Raw genomic sequence first — 18983 nt, 5'->3', positions numbered from 1 at the left:
GTGAGTCGCCGTTCGCTATATATGGTAATCATTATATATGAAAAAGCGAATATGAAAACCTCTATTTAAAGAGGCTTATGTGAATAGATGACTTACTCAAAGATAGGGTTAATCTGAAGTCAGATAACCAGCAGGCTGCTCAACGGTATTCAGCAATACCCACTCTTTAACCTTGGCAAACACTCTTGGGTGGTTGAGTAAATCAAGGTGATTAATCCCACCTGCAACCCAGCGGTGATCATCAGGGTAAGATAGTGCCATAATGCCTTTCGTGCTTTCACCAAGGGCGCTGCTAACGGGCACTAAGCCATCCCCCAGCTTTCGATTACTCTCGTCTTTTAAGTTCTTGCCTAAACAGGTTGCCACTGCATAGCAAGCACTGTGACAAGGTAACGCAGGGCGAGAAATAGGCAGTCCCGCTTCTTGAGTTCCTATTTGGTTCTCTTGCTGCCAGTCGGTATGTAAGATGTAGCCCTTGCTCAAATCTTTGGTACCGCTACTTCGGATCTCTCCAATTTTATGAAGAAATTTAAGCTGCGGGATATTGGCGACATGGTCGTCTATCCAACAGGCAAGCTTAGCCAGTGGCGCACCATTATGCGGTGTACCCAACGTTATAAAGGTGCGTAAAACCGACAACCAACCAAGTTGGTTTTCTGCGGCATAATGGCAAGCACTTCGAGTGACCAACCCGCCCATACTGTGGCCAATTATCACCAACTCTGTCACTTTGCATGGCCAAGCTTGGATCAACTTCTCCAACCGATAGGCAAACTCTTCGCCATTAAGTGAAATATGCTTGCCCGTATTGTAGAAGAGGTATACCGGAGTGTAACCGGAGCTAGCAAACGCTTGTCCCATATCTTGGTCTTTACGTGACCACCCCTTGTCTGCCATGCACCATCCGTGTACACAAAGCACGATTCGACCTGTCGCCCCTGGCAATTGCGAGCATAAAACCGATGGCATTTCACTGAGCGTTTGGCTTTGATCAGTAAATACCATTTTTAGCGCAAGTCGGCTGTTTTTCTTCTCGAGGTAGTCACCAATGGCACCATTGAGCACTGCCTGGAAAGCTTCCCCCTGAGGCGGTATAACCCCTTGCTCAAAAAGTTGAGTCACTTTTTCTTTTGCCAACTCTTTGTTCTCAAGCACTTTGCTTGATAACTCCTCTTTGAGGCTTTGAAGCGTTTTGCCAAGGTTGTTTTTATTTATCATACTGCCAGCTTTTCTATGGTTATGTCTTCATATTAAGCATTAACGCTAAGATAGACAATGGTTTTAATGGCCAGATATTTATATCAGATAAGAAAAACAAAAAATAAAATTTAAAAATAGCGGGAACTTCATTATATAAATAAAAATTAGAATTTGCATTCCAATTTAAAAAATTATGCAGCAATGAATTAACATTGCTGCTTAATTTATTTATGCAGCGCAATTATCAACAACGCTTTCCGTTTTATTTTCAGCATTAAGATCTGAAAGAATCATATCCGATGCCTTTTCACCAATCATAATTGTTGGCGCATTGGTATTTCCCCCAACCAATGTCGGCATGATTGAAGCGTCCACCACTCGCAAGCCTGAAATACCATGAACCTTTAGCTTTTCATCAACGACAGCTTCTGGATCACTCCCCATCTTGCACGTTCCGACAGGGTGGTAAATCGACTCTGCTTTCTTACGGATAAATGCAGCCAAATCTTCATCAGATTGAATTGCTTTTCCGGGAAACACTTCGACACCCCGGTAGTGGTCAAAAGCCGACTGTTTCAGGATCTCACGAGATAGCTTTATCCCTTCTACCATCACCTTGATATCTTCAGGATCACTCAAGTAATTGGCGGTAATAACCGGCGGCTCTGCCGGGTCGCTGCTTGCCAAACCAAGGCTGCCACGGCTTTTCGGCCTTAGGTTACAGGCATGCAATGAGTATCCGTGCCTCACCGTTTGCAGAAGATTAAGCCCATGATTATCCAGAAAACATGGCGAAAAATGGAATTGCACATCCGGCTTTTCCAGTTCTGGCGATGTTTTAACAAACCCCCCAGCCTCGGCGATATTGGTGGTGAAGTTTCCCTTCCTAAACAGGATATAATCAATAATCCCCTTTACCGCCCTTAGCAAGGCTACAGGAGAGAAGCCGACGGAATGGAACGTTCGCTCTCGGGTTACAGTCAATGCATCTAAATGATCTTGAAGGTTTTTCCCCACACCAGGTAAATGATGCTTTACCTCAATCCCTAGCGCTTCTAGCTCTGACTGATCACCTATGCCAGATAGCATAAGCAGCTGCGGGCTATTGATTGCACCTCCGCTTAAAATCACTTCCCGCTTAGCATGTATGGTATGGCGCTGCCCGGCTTTCTCGTACTCTATACCGACAGCTGTTTTGCCTTCCATCAATACCTTGGTCGTGAGGGCATCGGTGATAACCGTTAGATTCGGGCGTTGCTCTGCAGGACGAAGATAAGCGACTGCGCTGCTACAGCGTTGGCCGTTTTTCTGCGTGACCTGATAGTAGCCAACCCCTTCTTGCTGATCACCGTTAAAGTCTTGAGTGATTCTGTGGCCAGCCTGCTTCGCGGCTGATAAGAAAGCATCCGACAACGGATTTCGAATTCTTAGATCAGCCACATTCAGCGGCCCTTCTGTACCATGGTAAGGGTTGCTTCCCCGCTCCTGGTGTTCAGATTTCTTAAAATACGGTAATACATCAACGTAGCTCCAGCCTTTGTTGCCAAGGCTTTCCCACTCGTCGTAATCCGTGGCGTGACCACGGATATAACACATCGCATTTGACGACGAGCTACCGCCTAAGGTCTTTCCTCTTGGCCAAAACAACTTCCTTCCCTGTAGTGCTGGCTCTTGCTCGGTGTAATAGCGCCAGTTCATTTTTTTTGAGTGCATCATGCCAATGATACCCAAAGGTACATGCACAATCGGGCTTGAGTCCTTTGGGCCGGCCTCAATTAAACATACACTGATAGCTGGATCTGATGATAATCTATTTGCAAGAACACAACCTGCTGAGCCCGCTCCTACAATAATAAAGTCATACATAGCAATCCCTCGAAATTATCTTATTTGATGCCAGCCAAATAATTATTCCAGTCTTTATTCGTAATATGCTCTCGAATTAATCATAGTGTATTTTAATCAGTCTGTAATTTATACAGTCTATCTTTGTAAAACTTGTCCAAGAAAAATTAAAAGGTGATCCATATAAAACTTTTTGCATTTTATTAAAGACAACAGCTCGTACCAGTGTAAATTGTATTTGTTCAAGGAATAGTGAATCGGCTCCACCATATTAACTAATTTCATGAAGTAACTGTGGCTAAGCATATCGCACAACCTCTTGGTCATAATTTACAGCCACGCTGGCTAGGATAGATATTTATTTAAGGAACAAATCATGGCAGATCTAAAAGCAAGTTTTGAACAAGCTCAAATTGACGTTAAAGCACTCACTAAACGTCCATCAAACGACGAGCTACTTGCCCTTTACTCGCTATACAAGCAAGCAACCGACGGTGACGTGCACGGCAAACGCCCTGGCATGTTCGATTTCAAAGGCGGTGCTAAGTACGATGCATGGGAAGGTCTGAAAGGTATGGACTCTGAAACCGCAATGCAGCAGTACGTGGCAAAAGTTGAAGAGCTAACTGCAGCTTACGCATAATCGCTCGCACATAACTCGATAAACGACAAAGGCCGCATGTGCGGCCTTTGTTTTATAATCAACGGTTTAAATAACAATTAGTTAATCATCATTCTCAACCAACCTTCGCTGTCCCAATTGTGCGTTGTACGAAAACTTTCAATAAGGCCGCGATTGTCATAAAAGTTCCGCTCATCAGAGAACTCGACAACAGGGTTACCTTCACCATCAACTGCAACCGCCCCATCTTCGGTATAGTAATTTGCTTCCCAACGACGGTACTCTTTACACGCTGGAACAAATTCTCCCAATTCACTGTCCCAAGCCGTGCCAACACCAGCAAATACCGTACTCATCACCTGTACAAAATTGTCCAGCTCTGCTGTTGCATTTAGCAACTTGCCGTGGTTCAAACGAACATCAGGTAAAAGATAACCGCTCGTTGCTGACTGGCTTTCTGACAGAACATTGTCGGCTCCCCATGCAGTCACATTTCCGCCATTTTCTGTCGCCTCAAAGCCCATCAGAACACCTTCTTCGGTGCTGTAATAGGTTTCGGTAAACTCATAAAACGGTGGTGCGGTTGGGTTCTGGTAATCAAAAAAAGCACCATGCAACCGTGTGGTATTCAAGTTTTCATGATCTCTCCAGCTTACCCCTTCTTCTACACGGGGCGTTAAAGTATAAGTCGCATCCTGTACGATCATACTTTCTGCCTCGCCTTTACTGCGTGTCATTAAGTATTCAATTTGCGCATCAGGGGCCGCAATGTAATCATTATCAGGTAACGAGGCTAAGCACTGCTCCATTGTTGTAAAACCGCCTTCCGGCACTAGGTGTTGTTCAGGATCAGCGCCAATCAAAACCTCGTCTTTTACCCGGCCAATTAACTCTTTCCGATAATCGCTATATCCCCAAGTGGCCGTTTCTAAGTCAGCGGGATCATACTCACTGTATTCACGAACAGATAATAAAATGGAATAATCCTGATCAAGGTAGTCAGTGCTGCTTTCAACAATGCGAACAGCTTCTACGGGCTCATCCAAGCTTGTATTCATCAATGCGAGCTCTGATGAGTACTCAACAACGCAGGTTTCTTTTTCACCAAATGCCGTTTCGATTGTTTCTTTACCTTTATAGGTTGCATAGAGATTTTCATGCCTAACAGGCTGCTCTGGCGAAAATTGGTCAACCCTCTCAATCCAATATTGGGTGGTTTCGTCAAGGTTCAAATTCATCGGCTGTGTGGAATCAACGTTGGTTGACCACCACCGACTAAATACATCATGCTGACCGAGGTATTGCTGATTATCAGCATTGACATAAGAGTGTTCAAAGCTCGGACTCCATGCGTCAGGCTCTAGATCCGGGTTCGCTATTGTTATCTGGGTCACCTTAACGTTTGTATCGGCCAATAGGCCATTTGGCAGACCGACCCGTTCACCAACATCAATCTCTGACTGTTTATAAACTGTTTTTTCATCATCACCATGATTAAGGCGCGATACTTGATATAAACGCGCATCAACTCGGCCACTAATGCCCTTCGCCGGATTCACGGGAAAACCAGCCAAACTGTCTAAGCAACCGCTTAATGTACTAAGATCAACCGTCACTTCTGTTTCTGGCTGAGTCGTATTATCGGTATCTGTATCTTTATCACTGGCCTCTTGGCTATCGCCACCACATGCAGAAAGCAAAAACACTGTCGATACAGCTAACGCAACCTTGCTTATATTCATAACAACATCCTATTAGGTTTTGGTAACAACCTTCAGGATCGTACAAGCATTAATTCGCTGAATTAACCTGTAAAAACATATTGATAGAAGCACCACAAAACAAACATCAATATAATCAATGTGAATGAGTCAAGATTAACCCATCAGTTGAACAACCAACAAAAAGGCCTATTTAACAATATGTTAAATAGGCCATATTCAATGTCGAACCAGAGAAACGAGATTGATTAGCTCGCTTGGCTTACCTTGTCAGACGCTTGCTCGGCTTCAAGTTGATCTTGATTCTTCGCAGGCGAATCTGGGTCAATATCCACTGTGGTTGATAGCATTTCAGTTAGCTTAGCCAGCTGCCTTTCAAGCTCTTCTACTTTACGCTGCTTCTCTAGGTACAAGCGTTCGAAAGCCTCATCCTCAGGTGTCATTGAATCTTGCGCTGCTTCAACAGCCAACTCAACCGCAAAGGATTTGTCATGCTGGAAATCTAACTGCTCGGCGATAGCCTCAGCTGCGGTATCCATTACCTCTTGCTCGATATCTGCGAAAGCTTCGCACATATAGTCGGTGATAACCTCAAACCCCGGTAGCGATTGATTACATGCCACCAACGAGAAGTACATCATGCCAGCGTTGCTAAAGAAGGTAATGTTCAGTGTTTGGCCCGGCATTAGCAATGACACCGGATACTGTTCACGTACCCTCGCCCCATTGAAATACAACTCCTCACTCACACCCGGTACGTTGGAAATAAGCAAGTTACTTGCCGGCGGGATGAAGTTGTTCAAGCCAAACTTACCACTGATCAAAGAAGCGCCATTCACCAACAGTGAGTAGTTTACGTAGGCATCTGGGGAGATATTCAGCGCTTCATTTTTCAAGTCGGTTGTCGCGTGCTGGATTGCTTCCAGACGTTGCAACGGCGACAAGTGCGGACGGCCCAATTCAACGTGACCAATCGACATTTTATTGCCTTTCGTTGCGTTATCGCCTTTGGCCCGCAGGTTAATCGGCATCATTGCAACAAGCGGCTTACGAAGCGGAATGGCTCGGTCGTTCAGGTATCGATTCAAAGCGATGTCACTGATGGTGAACAGGATATCGTTCATCGATGCACCAGTCACCCGACTAACATGCTTTAGTTGAGCAATAGAGAAATGGCCTAGGCTGACCGCCCTGCTTCTCTTCGGGCTCAAGTTAAACGGGGTTTTCGGTGCTGTAAATGGCACTTTCAGATCACAATCAGCCAAGTTAACCGCTTTTAGCGCCAGTTTGCTACCAAGACGGAACATGGAAGGGATCAACGAGATTTGTTTTGATGCCGTCATGGCCGTTTTGACCACCATATCGGTCAAATGCGTTTCCTCACGGCGCTGGCTTGGTGTTTTGCGCAGATCGCATTGCCAAATTGGCTTGCTGAATGACTCTTCGGCATTGTTTACACAACTGCGGGTGAACAAACTACTGGCTCGCACGCCGTCTGCCATCGAGTGGTGGATTTTTAATACCAATGCCACCCGATCATTTTCCAATCCGCCAATCACCCACACTTCCCACATTGGGCGACTACGATCAAGGACCTGGCTGTGCAAGCGACCAACCACTTGCTGTAGTTGCTGCTCGCTCCCCGGAGACGGCAGCATCGTGATACGCAGGTGATCTTCAAGGTTCACCTCGCGGACTGTTGACCAACTTGGCTTACCCGTCATCGACCAATTCAACTTCCAGTTAAATGGCGGGACAGTTTCAGGTTGCTGTAAGAAGTGGGAATAAAGATCTTGGGCATACGTCGATGCATGCTCCTTAGGTGGTTCCAGGATCACCAACCCGGTAACATGCATCGGTGTTTTGGCTGTTTCAAATGCAATGAAGCTGAAATCCAGCAGAGACAAACTTGGCATATGATGTTCCTTTTCGTTGTTGCTTGGCGATGCATCTGTCTCGATTGCATTTATCGCTAGCCATGAATAACGCTGTTATTTTTCTGCCAATTTCTCAACTGCAGCCTGCAGGCGATCAATTTTCGCTTCTAGATCGCCCATACGATCACGGTCGATACCACAAGTGCTATTCAATGTCTGGTTGAACTGTGATTCGGCACGGCCAAATACCATTTTCTTGGTACTCTGCACACGCTCAGTCAACTCAGTTTCCACTTCGCCACCACGAGAAACCAACTCACCAAACTGCTTGGTCATCATGTGCTGGGCCATGCTCGCCTGCTCATAACCTTTGCTGTAAGCCCCTAGGCTAGCCAGAACAACGTTACGGACTGAAGTTTCGCCGACAGACTTTGCACTGCCTATCATTTTAATTGGGTTAATCATGCTTATTCCTCTGCAAATCAAAGAAGTACCTTTTCTAGTAACTTAACCCTATCAAGTTAAATTAGATCATTCTTTCTAATTCACGGCAGGAATTGCAGCCCTTCTCACACTACGCATCATGCACCATATGGTGCCTGCTTTATTCTTATTACACATATCAATTGCTGATTGTGATAAATATCACCAATTCAATATAAATATAACATTTGTATAAAATCTAGAGTGAAGGCTCTAAGTTCTGGGTAAACAATGGGGGAATAACTATAAGAACTTACATGAATATAACCAGAACAAGGAATGCATAATGTCAGTATTAGAATTGGTTGAAGCCGACTTTCGTGCGCCTACACTGATCGCGTCTGTTGAAAACACTAAGCCACCAGCTACGGTAGTCGACTCTGCCGAACAACTCGTCGATCAGGTGATCAAAGCCGTTGGTAAGAATATTGTCCTAGGTGCCCCGCTAGCCATAGGCAAACCAATCAGCTTTGTGAATGCCATGTACCAGCGCGCCAAAGCCGATCCAACCATCAATCTTCGCATCGAAACCGGCATCACCCTAGAAAAGCCAGTTGGCAAGAGTAAAATCGAGCGCAACTTCCTAGAACCTTTTGTGGCAAGGGAGTTTGACGGCGTACCCGATATTGATTACATCCTCGATTTGCGTGCGGGTAAAGTACCTAGCAACATCACTATCAGTGAGTTCTTCTTTAAAGCAGGTAGCTTTATGAACTCACCGCAACAGCAAAACTACACCAGTACCAACTATACCCATGCGGTACGCGACTTACTTGATAAAGGCGTTAATGTTATTGCCCAACTTGTCGCTAAGCGTACTGTTAACGATGTCACGACATACAGCCTATGTAGTAATTCAGATCTCGCATTAGATTTAATCCCTGAAATGGATAAGTTGAAAGCCCAAGGCATGCCACTTGCTGTGGTTGGTGAGGTAAACACCAATATGCCATTTATGCGCAACCATGCCGAAGTGGCCAATACTGAATTCGACTTTATCCTTGATGGCAACAGTAAACCTGACCACAAAGACTACTCACTCTTTGCTGCCCCGCATGGCAGCATTTCAGCTGAGGATCACCTAATTGGTCTTTACGCTTGTAGCCTGCTAAAAGATGGCGGCACCCTCCAGGTGGGTATCGGTTCGCTAAGCAGCGCACTTACCTATAGCACCTTGGTACGCCACCAAAACAACCGCATGTACAACAGCATGCTTTCCGACCTCAACATCTATAACAAATTCCCTGTTTGCAAATCTGTTGGCGACAGTGGAAAGTTCGATGAAGGCCTGTACGGTTGCAGTGAGTTAATGGTTGATGGCTTCATGCACCTTTACAAGGCTGGGATCCTAAAGCGCGAAGTATTTGAAGACCTTACCATTCAAACCCTGATCAACAAGAAAGCCATCTCGACCGATGTTTCGTTGGCCACCATTCGTGCCCTGCTTGAACATGGCGCTATCAACGAAACCTTAACGACTGATGATGTTACCTACCTCAAGCGCTTTGGTATCTTCAAGCCTTACATCAAGCTGGTTGATGGCAACATCATTGCCCAACAAGAAACGGCCTCTGCAAACTTAAGCGCAACTGACACGCTAGAATGGCTTGAAAAGCATGCACTTGGCGAGAAGCTAATTGGCGGTGTCGTCATTCACGGTGCATTCTTTATTGGTCCGAAAGACTTTTACGACGATCTGAACAACCTCACCGACGATGATCATCGCAAGTTCTGCATGACCAGTGTTAACTACGTCAATGATCTTTATGATCACATGTTGGGTAACCAGCAAATCAAGCAAGCACAACGCAAGCATGCCCGTTTTGTTAACTCAGGCATGATGGTCACGCTTGATGGCTCTGTTATTTCAGATGCGTTGGAAAATGGTCAGGTCGTTAGTGGCGTGGGTGGTCAATACAACTTTGTTGCCCAATCACATCAGATGCGAGATTCACGTTCGATCATCAAGATCCGGGCAACGACTTTCCGTAATGGTAAGCTCAAGTCAAACATCTTGTTCAATTACGGCCACAACACTATCCCGCGCCAGCTGCGTGATATCGTGATCACCGAATACGGCATTGCAGATTTGCGCGGCAAGCCGGATCACGTGGTTTACACCGAGCTGATTAAGATTGCCGACTCACGCTTCCAGCAACAGCTACTGGCTGATGCCAAAGCCGCAGGCAAAGTCGCCAAGGATTACCAAATCCCGAAAGAGTACGCCAACAATACCCCTGAGGCTATCCAGCAGTTCTATAAGAAATACACCGACCAAGGCCTGTTCGGCCCATTCCCGTTCGGCTGTAGCTTCACTGACCAAGAGCTGAAGTTGGGTAAGGCCCTTAAAACCCTGAAAGCCAAAACGGCAACAACATCAGGAAAAATCAAAGCCATTGCCAATGCGTTGCAAGGTCCAAAACTTGACCACAATACTGAGATACTGCTCAAGCGCATTGGACTCAATAAGCCAGCAAGCTTTGAAGAAAAAATCACGCAAAAGCTACTGATTGCTGAACTAACTAAGTAATCACTGCGTTATAGGAAAAAGTACCCGCTAACTAGTGGGTACTTTTCTTTTTGTATAAGAAGCAAAAAAGAGGTGTTCAATGTCAAAAGCAGATAGGAAGCTCGCCCTATGCCCCTACGCAGCGGTTTGGGGATGCCACAAGTGCCCGGTAAAACGTGTATGCCCAGGAAAAACCACTATTGGCGACCAGCCAATAAAACCCAAAAAAGAAAACAAGGCGCCATAGCAACAATCACTCAACGACCTTCGTTTAAAATGAAAAAGGAGGCTCCCTACAAGCCTCCTTTCTCTGTCTCCTTACACCCAAACGGATTGGGCTTATGCTCAAGCTAACTCAAGCTGTATAACTACCCTTGCTTAGAACGGACCTAAATTAATGGCCTGGGCAACCAGCAAGAAAGCCACGGCAATAGCCAGCACGGCAGCAAGTAGCGGGAAGAAGAATTTCACCCACTTGACATAATCCACTTTCGCCATCACCAAAATTGCCATGAAGTAGCCCGAAGTCGGGAACAGAATATTCGTGACGCCATCGCCCCACTGCGTTGCAAGGATCACAATTTGCCTTGTTAAACCAATAAGATCTGCAAGTGGCAACAAGATTGGCAAGGTAAGTAATGTTTGACCGCTACCTGATGGAACTAGGAAGTTAAATACGGCCTGAGTGAGCAAAATACCAATCGACGTAATCGAATTCGGAAGAGAGCCCAGCATTTCAGATAGATTGTATACAATTGTATCTAGGATTTGACCATCGGTCAGTACCACAGATACCGCCCTGGCAACCCCTGTGATCAGCGCACCGACCAACATACCTTGAAAAGCGCTGTTAAAGTTATCGCAAATCTGATTACCGCGGTGACCAATAATGATCGAGGTAATAATCGCCATGGTCATAAACAGCCCTGACAACTCATAGAATCCGAGGCTGAACTTGAGCGTTGAAGCAATAATGCCAACAAACATCACCAAGGTTGCCAACCCCGCCACTTTCAAGCGTGTTGTCGGCTCTGGCTCATCGCTCGATGCATCATCACCTTGGCCTAGCAAAGTCAGCTTTAGCTTCACATCATTATCGTAGGTCACGCTTAACTGTGGATTCGCCTTCACTTTACGTGCATACATCACAACATAGCCAATCGATACCACCATCACCAATGACAGTACCATGACACGGAAACCAGCCCCCGAGAACATAGGGAGCTCTGCTAACATGTGGCCTAACCCCACGTTGGTTGGCGAAGTAATGCCAAATGCAAAGCCAAATGTGCAGCTAATCAATACTGTCGCCACCGCTGTCATTGAGTCATACCCCAGCCTCAACATAAGCGGCGTCACTATAGGCAAGTAGGCAATGCCCAATTCCGGCGTACCAATGAACGAGCAGATAGCAGCGAACACTATCATTAGAATAGGTACCATGAGGTATGTGGCTGAGCCCAACTGCTTGATCAGTACATTAACCCCATAATTGATGACACCGGTTCGCTGTAGGACACCAATCGAACCACCAACCAACAGCGTAAGGAATACCACGACAGAGGCTTCACTCAACCCTCTCGGTACTGCAGTCACGACATCCATAATCCCAACGGGTGTCGCCTCAACAAGTTGATAGGAACCCGCAACCACTGTTTCGCGGCCGTTCTCCAAGGTTACCCGATCAAACTTACCTGTCGGAATCGCATAGGTTAAGACAGAAACAATCAAGATCATCACTGTTAATATTATATATATATCAGGCATTTCCCATTTTTTGGGCTGCTCTGAAGAAGGAAGGGCTCCATTCCCTCCCCCCTTGATGACATCATCCTTGTTGCCATTCGATTGTGCTTCCATCTTAACCCTCACTTACTAAAGAACCAATGTAAACAAAACAACAATTAGTTGTTAATAGATTTAACATTTAGCTAAGATAGTATCCAATTGAAGGCATAAGAAGTATACAATTTAGTTAATGTGAGTAGCTTCACATGAAATTTTATGTACATTGAGAGTGCAATTATGCACCTAAATGGAATATATATTTAATATCAATGAGATAATAGAAGAATTGTCTATAAGCGTTAAACAAATGAGAATCGAGTAAGCCTGTGGCACACCGTGACTTTTCATGTCTATGCTTTAAATAAAACAGTGTGGTTGTCTGTATAAGCTGGGGAGGTAGGTATGGAAATGATGAAAGCGATCCTGTTCGGTCTCATTCTCTCTTTGTCTGTTGGTCCTATAGCCATTCTCGTTTTAAACAATGGCATGCATCATGGCTATATGGCGGCAGTACGCAGTGCTGTAGGCGCAGCCGCTGCCGACTACTTCTATGCCTTAATCAGCTTTATTGTTGGCACCCTAATCATTAACAATATGGCGAACTATCAGTACCAAATTATCTTGATGTCTTCTTGGGTACTGATCATCATGGGCTTTTACGTCATGTACAACGCGTTAAAGAACACCAAGTTACTCGCCAATGTGTACCGCAAGAAGAAAAAACTCGGCTTCCGCTCTACGTTCTATATCACGCTGGCCAATCCTATCGCTATCATTGCCCTATCTGCTTTTATCGGTCATTCAGCAGAACAACTCGATCTATTCTTTGCCCTTCAGTTAGCTGGCGCCATCTTCATCGGCAGTTTGATCATCCAATGTATCTTAGCTGTATCAGGCTGCGCGATGAAAAACGAATACGACGCCATTACTTTCCCATTCTACCTACAACTACTCGGCGGTTTGGCTATCTGCTTGTTTGGCACGTATAACTTTGTTGAGATAGCAAACTAGCCCAAGGCTCCGCCATAGCTTTCTCTAATGCTGTTTTCTCTATTATTGATTCCTCTATAATAGCTTTGCCCACAATGGGCGGGAAACCAGCAGAGAGACAAACATCAACGCAGGTACGTACTTCTGCTTTTTCCAGAGAAAACGGGTTTGCGCTTGCAAGAATTTCGCGCCGAGAAATGCGGATGCCAACTGCTCAGACTCTGCTGCATTGGTTTCACGTAAGTTTGCCAGTTCACTGCCAGCTAAAAATGTGCGCGTTTCTTCTTTTTCCACCCAGCTTCGTGCGATTCGCTGCGCTTCATCCATTAAGCTATCTGCCGGGGCGACAGCTTGGACAAGCCCGGCTTGCAGCGCCTCCTTGGCATCGGGTTTCCACCCTTCTTGCCCGAGCATACGGCGGGCATTTTCTTCACCGATAAGACGAGGAAAATGAATACTCGAACACCCTTCGGGCGTAATGCCCAATGCTGCAAACGGCGTAGAGAACGTGGCACTTTCAGAGGCGATAACATAGTTAGCAAGCGTCGCGGAGGTCACGCTCGCCCCTATCGCGGGTCCATTCACCGCGATCAACAACGGCTTGGAACAGTTTAGAAATGTATCGAATAGTGCTTGGTTGTTCTTGGTAATTAACGCCTTGAGCTTCTTTGGTGCCATTATTTTCAAGGTGCCACCCAGGTTTACACCGGCTGAATAGTACTTTCCCGTCCCGGTAAAGATGACCGCCTTTACATCATCACGCTCATTGGCCGCCGCGAAGGCTGCTTGAATGGCCAACATCATCTCCATCGTCCAGCCATTTAATTTTTCAGGCCGGTTCATGGTGACAGTCAACACCCCTGCCTCCAATTGGGTATTAAGATAAGAAGCTGAGGTTGCGCCAAGGTTCAACGTATTCATCAATGTTCCCTCCTTGAACAAGTTACCTATTCAACTGTACACCTAGGTCGCCTCAAGATACAGTTTTGCTACCTTTATATTAAGTCGACAAATAAAAGGTTAATGCGATGCAAGGTCATAAGGGGATCCATTGGCCAGATTATTATCACCCGAGGCATGCTCAGCTCCATGTCAGCAATGAACTACTCATCGAGGTTGATGCTCCGCCTGTCTGGTCATTACTGGTTCATGCGCCATACTGGCCAAGCTGGAGCAACAGCAAGACTTCGGTACAAATATTAAACGGCGATGGTGTCGAGCTCACCAAAGGCTCGCTCTTTCGCTGGAAAACAACCGGAATGAATTTTACTTGTACCGTTGTGGAGTATGTCCCCAACCATCGGATAGCATGGCGGGGAAAGTGTGGTGAGGTAGATATGTACCATGCTTGGCTCATCGAGCCTAACGACAAAGGCTGTCGGGTCATCACTGAATCTACTCAGCGTGGCGGCCTAACTTGGCTGACTCGCTACTTTAATACCAGCCGCATTGCTTCATATCACCATAAATGGCTGAAGCAGATCCAACAGCAAACCTGCGATACTTAGCTTATCTCCCCATTAAATGATGAAAAATGGCTGAGGAATGGAATAATAAATGCAAAAAAGCCCGATACTTGCGTATCGGGCTTTCTTATATGGAGGCGCGTCCCGGAGTCGAACCGAGGTCCACGGATTTGCAATCCGCTGCATAGCCACTCTGCCAACGCGCCAAATTTTGTTCTCATCAAACTGAGATGGTGCCCCGGGCCGGACTTGAACCGGCACAGCGCGAACGCCGAGGGATTTTAAATCCCTTGTGTCTACCAATTCCACCACCAGGGCACGCAAATACGTTGCGATGCCGTTCAACTGAAACAGTTAACACCATCTTGATACCGCTTATTAGCCATATCATTTTGTATGGAGGCGCGTCCCGGAGTCGAACCGAGGTCCACGGATTTGCAATCCGCTGCATAGCCACTCTGCCAACGCGCCTTAATTGTTGTTCCGCTTGGGCTGCCCCGCTGCGGTACGTGGTGTAATTTACTGATTTTTATAAGTGAGTCAATAAAAAATACCGGATATATTATTGAGTGGTGATTTAACATCACAATCACTCAAAATACACCCGGTATATGTTCATAACTCAAGCGAAGGTTAGTCTAAGAGAAATTCCATACCATCTTTAGCAACGACTACATCGCCTTGGTATTCTTTATTCACCATATCAATCCAAGTTTGATCCGTAATATCTGGATCATCAGCTGGGATAAGGTGAGTCAATACTAACTTTGTTGGTTGTGCCTTCTGCGCAATTTTGCCAACATCTCGCGCAGACGTGTGGTGAATAAGGATTGCCTTGGCAATATCTTCGCCACCAGAGCCGTTAATTCGGTTAACGAGATTCGCTACGCCCTGCGGATAAACAACTTCGTGTAGTAGGATATCTGCATTCTTAGCAAAATCCCCCAATGGTGGGTAATAAGACACATCACCAGATGAGACAATCATCTTTCCGCCCACTTCGAATTTCAATGCGAATGCTTCGCCCATTTCAAACGGGCTATGAGGAACCGCGATAGAGCTAACTTTTAGTGTACCGTTATCGAACACCTCCCCTTCTTTCATCTCATTGATCTCAATAAGCTTGTACAGATCAGGACGGTTTTCGAAATCAATACGTTGGTCTATATCGATTTGGTAGGTTTTCAACGCCGATTCATGCATTTGCTCGATGCCTTTAGGGCCATAGACTTTGATCGGTGTTTTTAATCCAGTAGACCAAGCATTTACCAGTAAGGCTGGGTAATCCAGCGTATGATCACTGTGTAGGTGAGTAAGGAAAATACCCTTTATCTTTTTCAGAGGGATACCAGCTTCAAGCAAGCGTAAACTGGCACCATAACCCGCATCGATGAGGTATGCATCATCGCCAACCATTAAAACATTAGAATGCGCTAAGCGCTTACTGGTTAGCAGTGAAGGCCCGCCTTTCGTGCCCAATGTAATTAATTTCAATTCAGGCGACTTTTCTGCTGGTGCAGCCTGAGTGGCGGCAGCCATCCCAAATGCAAGACACAATGAAACCAATACTTTCTTCACGTTACACCTCTCTTTTAGTTAATATATTAATTAATAATTATATAACCAAAATTTAACAACGGAAGAGGCAGCCCTTAAAACAACTTAATACATTAATCAAATTCCATTAAGTGCTATTTAAACTCAGGATACTGGCAATAAAAACAAAAAAGTGCTGACAACAGTCTCTGTCGCCAGCACTTTTACCACTCATCTAATGCTTACTTTACCGACCACTGCGACAGTGACCGCTTAAAATCTTCGTAGCCAAATTCGTTCAATTTTTGGATTTCACCGCTACTGCGTTCGCAATAGATTGATGGCATTTTCAGGCCGTTGAACCAGTTCAGCTTCACCATGGTATAACCGGCGCTATCCATAATATGCAGCTTCTGACCAATCTCTAGAGGCTGATCAAAGTTAGCGACACAGAACTGATCGCCTGCTAAGCACGAGCATGAACCGATGACATACTCGTGTACCCCATTCTCTTTCGCTTCAAAAACAGAGGCTGGCTCATCGTAAATCAGGGTATCTAACCGGTGCGCTTCCGTTGCCGAGTCAACAATCGCCGTTTTCATACCGTTCTCAACGATATCAACCACAGTTACCACCAAATCGGTGGTCTTGGTGATGATCGCTTCACCCGGCTCGAGGTATAACTGCACACCATGTTTTTCTGAGAAAGCTTTCAGCGCCTGTGCCAGCTTCTTAATATCGTAGCCAGGCCAAGTAAAGAACACGCCACCACCAAGGCTAACCCACTCAAGCTTATCGAGGTATGCGCCGAACTGCTCAGAAATCGAGTCAAGCAGACCGATAAAGGCATCCACATCTTTGTTCTCGCAGTTCATGTGGAACATGACGCCATCAAGATTTTCGAATACTTCTGGCTTAATGTGATCAGCCTGTACGCCCAGGCGAGAGAATTGACGGGCAGGGTTCGCCAAATCTTGGCCTGCGTAGCTCACACCTGGGTTCAGGCGCAGCCCCAGTGACACTTTGCCTTCCACGATGTGGCGGTGGGCAGCCAGCTGGCTCTGAGAGTTGAAGATCATTTTGTCGCAGATGTCAGCAACTTCACGTACGTCGTCTTCGCTGTAACCCACGCTATAAGCATGTGTTTCGCCACCGAAGGTTTCGTAGCCCAGCTTGACTTCAAACGGGCCGCTACTGGTTGTGCCATCAAGGTATGGTTGAATGATGTCAAACACGCCCCAGGTTGAAAAGCACTTCAATGCCAGCACCAGCTTAACACCAGACAGCTCTTTTAGTTGCTTGGCTTTTTCCAAGTTGGCAATCAGCTTATCTTCATTGATCATGAAGTAAGGTGTTTTCAATTCTTCTTTCTTAAATGTCATTGTTCTATTCCGCATTCAGGTTGGTCTGCCCGATAGTTGCTTGGGGTATTTCTCTGCTTGGTAACTCAATTCGCTCAAACAAGACAATGCAGAGAAATACCCCAAGCAACAACTGCTCCCTTCTGATATTACTATCCAAATAAGGCTCTGAGCGCCGGTGTTTCTCTTCAGGGTTAGGAGGAAGCACGGAGTTTATAGCCATAAATGAGCACTTCCGACACCGCCATGAAGAGAAACAACCAGCTCAGGGCCTTACTTCAGGATTTTGATGTCAGGCTGACCTACTTCTAGTTCCTGAACATGCCAATCAAGACCAATTGACGGCATCGTTTCTAGGAACGGATCTGGGTCTAGCTGTTCCATGTTGAACACACCTTTATCAGCCCACTCGCCACGGAAGAACTGAAGTGCTGCGGTGATCGCTGGCACACCAGTGGTGTAAGAGATCGCTTGGTGCTCTACGTCTTGGTAAGCCACTTCGTGGTCGGCATTGTTATAGATGAATACGCTGCGCTCTTTGCCGTCTTTCTTACCCTGCACCCAAGTACCGATACAAGTTTTACCTGTGTAGCCCGGTGCTAGAGACGTTGGGTCTGGCAGAAGTGCTTTTAGAACATGCAGAGGCTGAACCACGGTGCCGTCATGCAGTGTAAGCGGGTCTGGGCTTAATAGGCCGATATCACGCATGCAGTTAAAGTAGTTCAGGTATTTGTCACCGAAGCCCATCCAAAACTCGATACGCTTAGCCGGGATGAACTCTTTCATCGAACGAACTTCATCGTGCGCCATCGAGTAAACTTTATGCTTACCTACTAGTGGGAAGTCGAACTCAAGCATACGCGAGTGACACGGTACTTGTTTCCACTCTTCATTTTCCCAGTAGAAAGAATCACCTTGGATTTCCAGCATGTTGGTTTCTGGGTCGAAGTTGGTTGCGAACTTCTTGCCGTGGTCACCGGCGTTAACGTCCATCACGTCAATGGTGTCAATTTCATCGAACAAGTGCTTCACAGCGTATGCCGCAAACACAGAAACTACGCCTGGATCGAAACCAGCGCCAAGGATACCTGTGATACCCGCTTCTTCGAACTTCTCGCGGTAGCCCCACTGCCAGTCGTATGCTTGCGGTACTTGCTGACCTTCAGAACATAGATCAACTGCAACAGAGGTATCGAGGTAAGACACTTTCGCTTGGTAACACGCTTCCATGATGGTCATGTTTACCCACGGAGGACCGGCGTTGATCACAAGATCCGGTTGAACTTCTTTGATCAGTGCGACTAGTGCATCCACGTCATCAGCATTGACTGCGCGAGCTTCTAGCTTCTTTGTTGGATCTTTTAAATTGTTTTTGTTTTTGATCGACTCAATGATCTTCTCGCATTTAGCCACAGTGCGTGAAGCAATAGTGATATCACCGAGAACGTCGTTATTCTGAGCTGCCTTATGTGCAACTACCCAGCCAACACCACCAGCACCAATCTGTAGAATTGCCATTTCTTTCTTATTCCATAATTAAATGAGTGAGTGTTCCGGCACAGCCAACTTCGCTAACTGTGCCGTA

14 protein-coding genes and 3 tRNA genes are annotated in these 18983 nt (G+C 46.0%); 4 read left to right on the top strand and 13 right to left on the bottom strand.

Features of this window, described 5'->3' with window-relative positions; genetic code table 11:
* Window positions 1-108: 108 nt before the first annotated feature.
* Together C9I98_RS04760 and C9I98_RS04755 are read right to left on the bottom strand one after the other, a co-directional pair.
* Entirely contained in the window at window positions 109-1218 is a 1110-nt protein-coding gene (locus C9I98_RS04760; RefSeq protein WP_107271642.1) for an esterase/lipase family protein, read from the bottom strand.
* Between the two features lie 210 nt (window positions 1219-1428).
* A complete protein-coding gene (locus C9I98_RS04755; RefSeq protein ID WP_107271641.1) occupies window positions 1429-3066 on the bottom strand; it encodes a GMC family oxidoreductase in 1638 nt (545 codons plus the stop codon).
* Between the two features lie 355 nt (window positions 3067-3421).
* Here C9I98_RS04755 and C9I98_RS04750 point away from each other — a divergent pair, with 355 nt between their 5' ends.
* Window positions 3422-3688 (top strand): acyl-CoA-binding protein, encoded by a 267-nt coding sequence (locus C9I98_RS04750; protein ID WP_036829861.1) that lies wholly within the window; start codon window positions 3422-3424, stop codon window positions 3686-3688.
* 77 nt (window positions 3689-3765) lie between these two features.
* On the opposite strand, the gene C9I98_RS04745 is transcribed toward C9I98_RS04750, so the two are convergent.
* The 3 genes from C9I98_RS04745 to C9I98_RS04735 all read right to left on the bottom strand — a co-directional run bounded on the left by C9I98_RS04745 (window position 3766) and on the right by C9I98_RS04735 (window position 7730).
* Window positions 3766-5409, bottom strand: a complete 1644-nt coding sequence (locus tag C9I98_RS04745) for a hypothetical protein (RefSeq protein WP_107271640.1) — start codon at window positions 5407-5409, stop codon at window positions 3766-3768.
* 227 nt (window positions 5410-5636) lie between these two features.
* Window positions 5637-7304: a wax ester/triacylglycerol synthase family O-acyltransferase gene (locus tag C9I98_RS04740; RefSeq protein ID WP_036818747.1), complete on the bottom strand. Its 1668-nt coding sequence runs from the start codon at window positions 7302-7304 to the stop codon at window positions 5637-5639.
* Between the two features lie 75 nt (window positions 7305-7379).
* The gene (locus tag C9I98_RS04735; RefSeq protein ID WP_051901999.1) at window positions 7380-7730 is read right to left on the bottom strand and encodes a phasin-related domain-containing protein; all 351 of its coding nucleotides are present in this window, start codon (window positions 7728-7730) and stop codon (window positions 7380-7382) included.
* 304 nt (window positions 7731-8034) lie between these two features.
* Here C9I98_RS04735 and C9I98_RS04730 point away from each other — a divergent pair, with 304 nt between their 5' ends.
* Window positions 8035-10278: an acetyl-CoA hydrolase/transferase C-terminal domain-containing protein gene (locus C9I98_RS04730; RefSeq protein ID WP_036825849.1), complete on the top strand. Its 2244-nt coding sequence runs from the start codon at window positions 8035-8037 to the stop codon at window positions 10276-10278.
* 357 nt (window positions 10279-10635) lie between these two features.
* Here C9I98_RS04730 and C9I98_RS04725 read toward each other — a convergent pair whose 3' ends face one another.
* A complete protein-coding gene (locus C9I98_RS04725) occupies window positions 10636-12117 on the bottom strand; it encodes a YfcC family protein (protein WP_107271639.1) in 1482 nt (493 codons plus the stop codon).
* Window positions 12118-12447: 330 nt separating this feature from the next.
* Here C9I98_RS04725 and C9I98_RS04720 point away from each other — a divergent pair, with 330 nt between their 5' ends.
* Complete coding sequence (locus C9I98_RS04720; protein ID WP_107271638.1) at window positions 12448-13056, top strand: LysE family translocator; 609 nt, start codon at window positions 12448-12450, stop codon at window positions 13054-13056.
* Window positions 13057-13110: 54 nt separating this feature from the next.
* On the opposite strand, the gene C9I98_RS04715 is transcribed toward C9I98_RS04720, so the two are convergent.
* The gene (locus C9I98_RS04715) at window positions 13111-13956 is read right to left on the bottom strand and encodes an enoyl-CoA hydratase/isomerase family protein (protein ID WP_036825539.1); all 846 of its coding nucleotides are present in this window, start codon (window positions 13954-13956) and stop codon (window positions 13111-13113) included.
* Between the two features lie 107 nt (window positions 13957-14063).
* On the opposite strand from C9I98_RS04715, the gene C9I98_RS04710 reads away from it, so the two are divergent.
* Window positions 14064-14543, top strand: coding sequence for an SRPBCC domain-containing protein (locus C9I98_RS04710; protein WP_036825536.1), 480 nt, complete (start codon window positions 14064-14066; stop codon window positions 14541-14543).
* A 90-nt stretch (window positions 14544-14633) separates the two neighbouring features.
* Here C9I98_RS04710 and C9I98_RS04705 read toward each other — a convergent pair.
* The 6 genes from C9I98_RS04705 to C9I98_RS04680 all read right to left on the bottom strand — a co-directional run bounded on the left by C9I98_RS04705 (window position 14634) and on the right by C9I98_RS04680 (window position 18916).
* Window positions 14634-14707: transfer RNA gene (locus C9I98_RS04705), tRNA-Cys, on the bottom strand.
* A gap of 25 nt (window positions 14708-14732) precedes the next feature.
* Window positions 14733-14819, bottom strand: a tRNA-Leu gene (locus tag C9I98_RS04700).
* 79 nt (window positions 14820-14898) lie between these two features.
* Window positions 14899-14972, bottom strand: a tRNA-Cys gene (locus C9I98_RS04695).
* A 162-nt stretch (window positions 14973-15134) separates the two neighbouring features.
* Window positions 15135-16079 carry an MBL fold metallo-hydrolase gene (locus C9I98_RS04690; RefSeq protein ID WP_211318302.1) on the bottom strand — a complete coding sequence of 315 codons (945 nt, stop codon included), beginning with the start codon at window positions 16077-16079 and terminating at the stop codon, window positions 15135-15137.
* 200 nt (window positions 16080-16279) lie between these two features.
* Entirely contained in the window at window positions 16280-17419 is a 1140-nt protein-coding gene (gene nspC, locus C9I98_RS04685; protein WP_036827453.1) for a carboxynorspermidine decarboxylase, read from the bottom strand.
* A 252-nt stretch (window positions 17420-17671) separates the two neighbouring features.
* Window positions 17672-18916, bottom strand: a complete 1245-nt coding sequence (locus C9I98_RS04680; protein WP_107271637.1) for a carboxynorspermidine synthase — start codon at window positions 18914-18916, stop codon at window positions 17672-17674.
* Between the last annotated feature and the right edge of the window lie 67 nt (window positions 18917-18983).

The organism is Photobacterium sanctipauli, assembly GCF_003026495.1.
Taxonomy (GTDB): domain Bacteria; phylum Pseudomonadota; class Gammaproteobacteria; order Enterobacterales; family Vibrionaceae; genus Photobacterium; species Photobacterium sanctipauli.
This window is presented reverse-complemented; position numbering and strand designations above follow the sequence as displayed.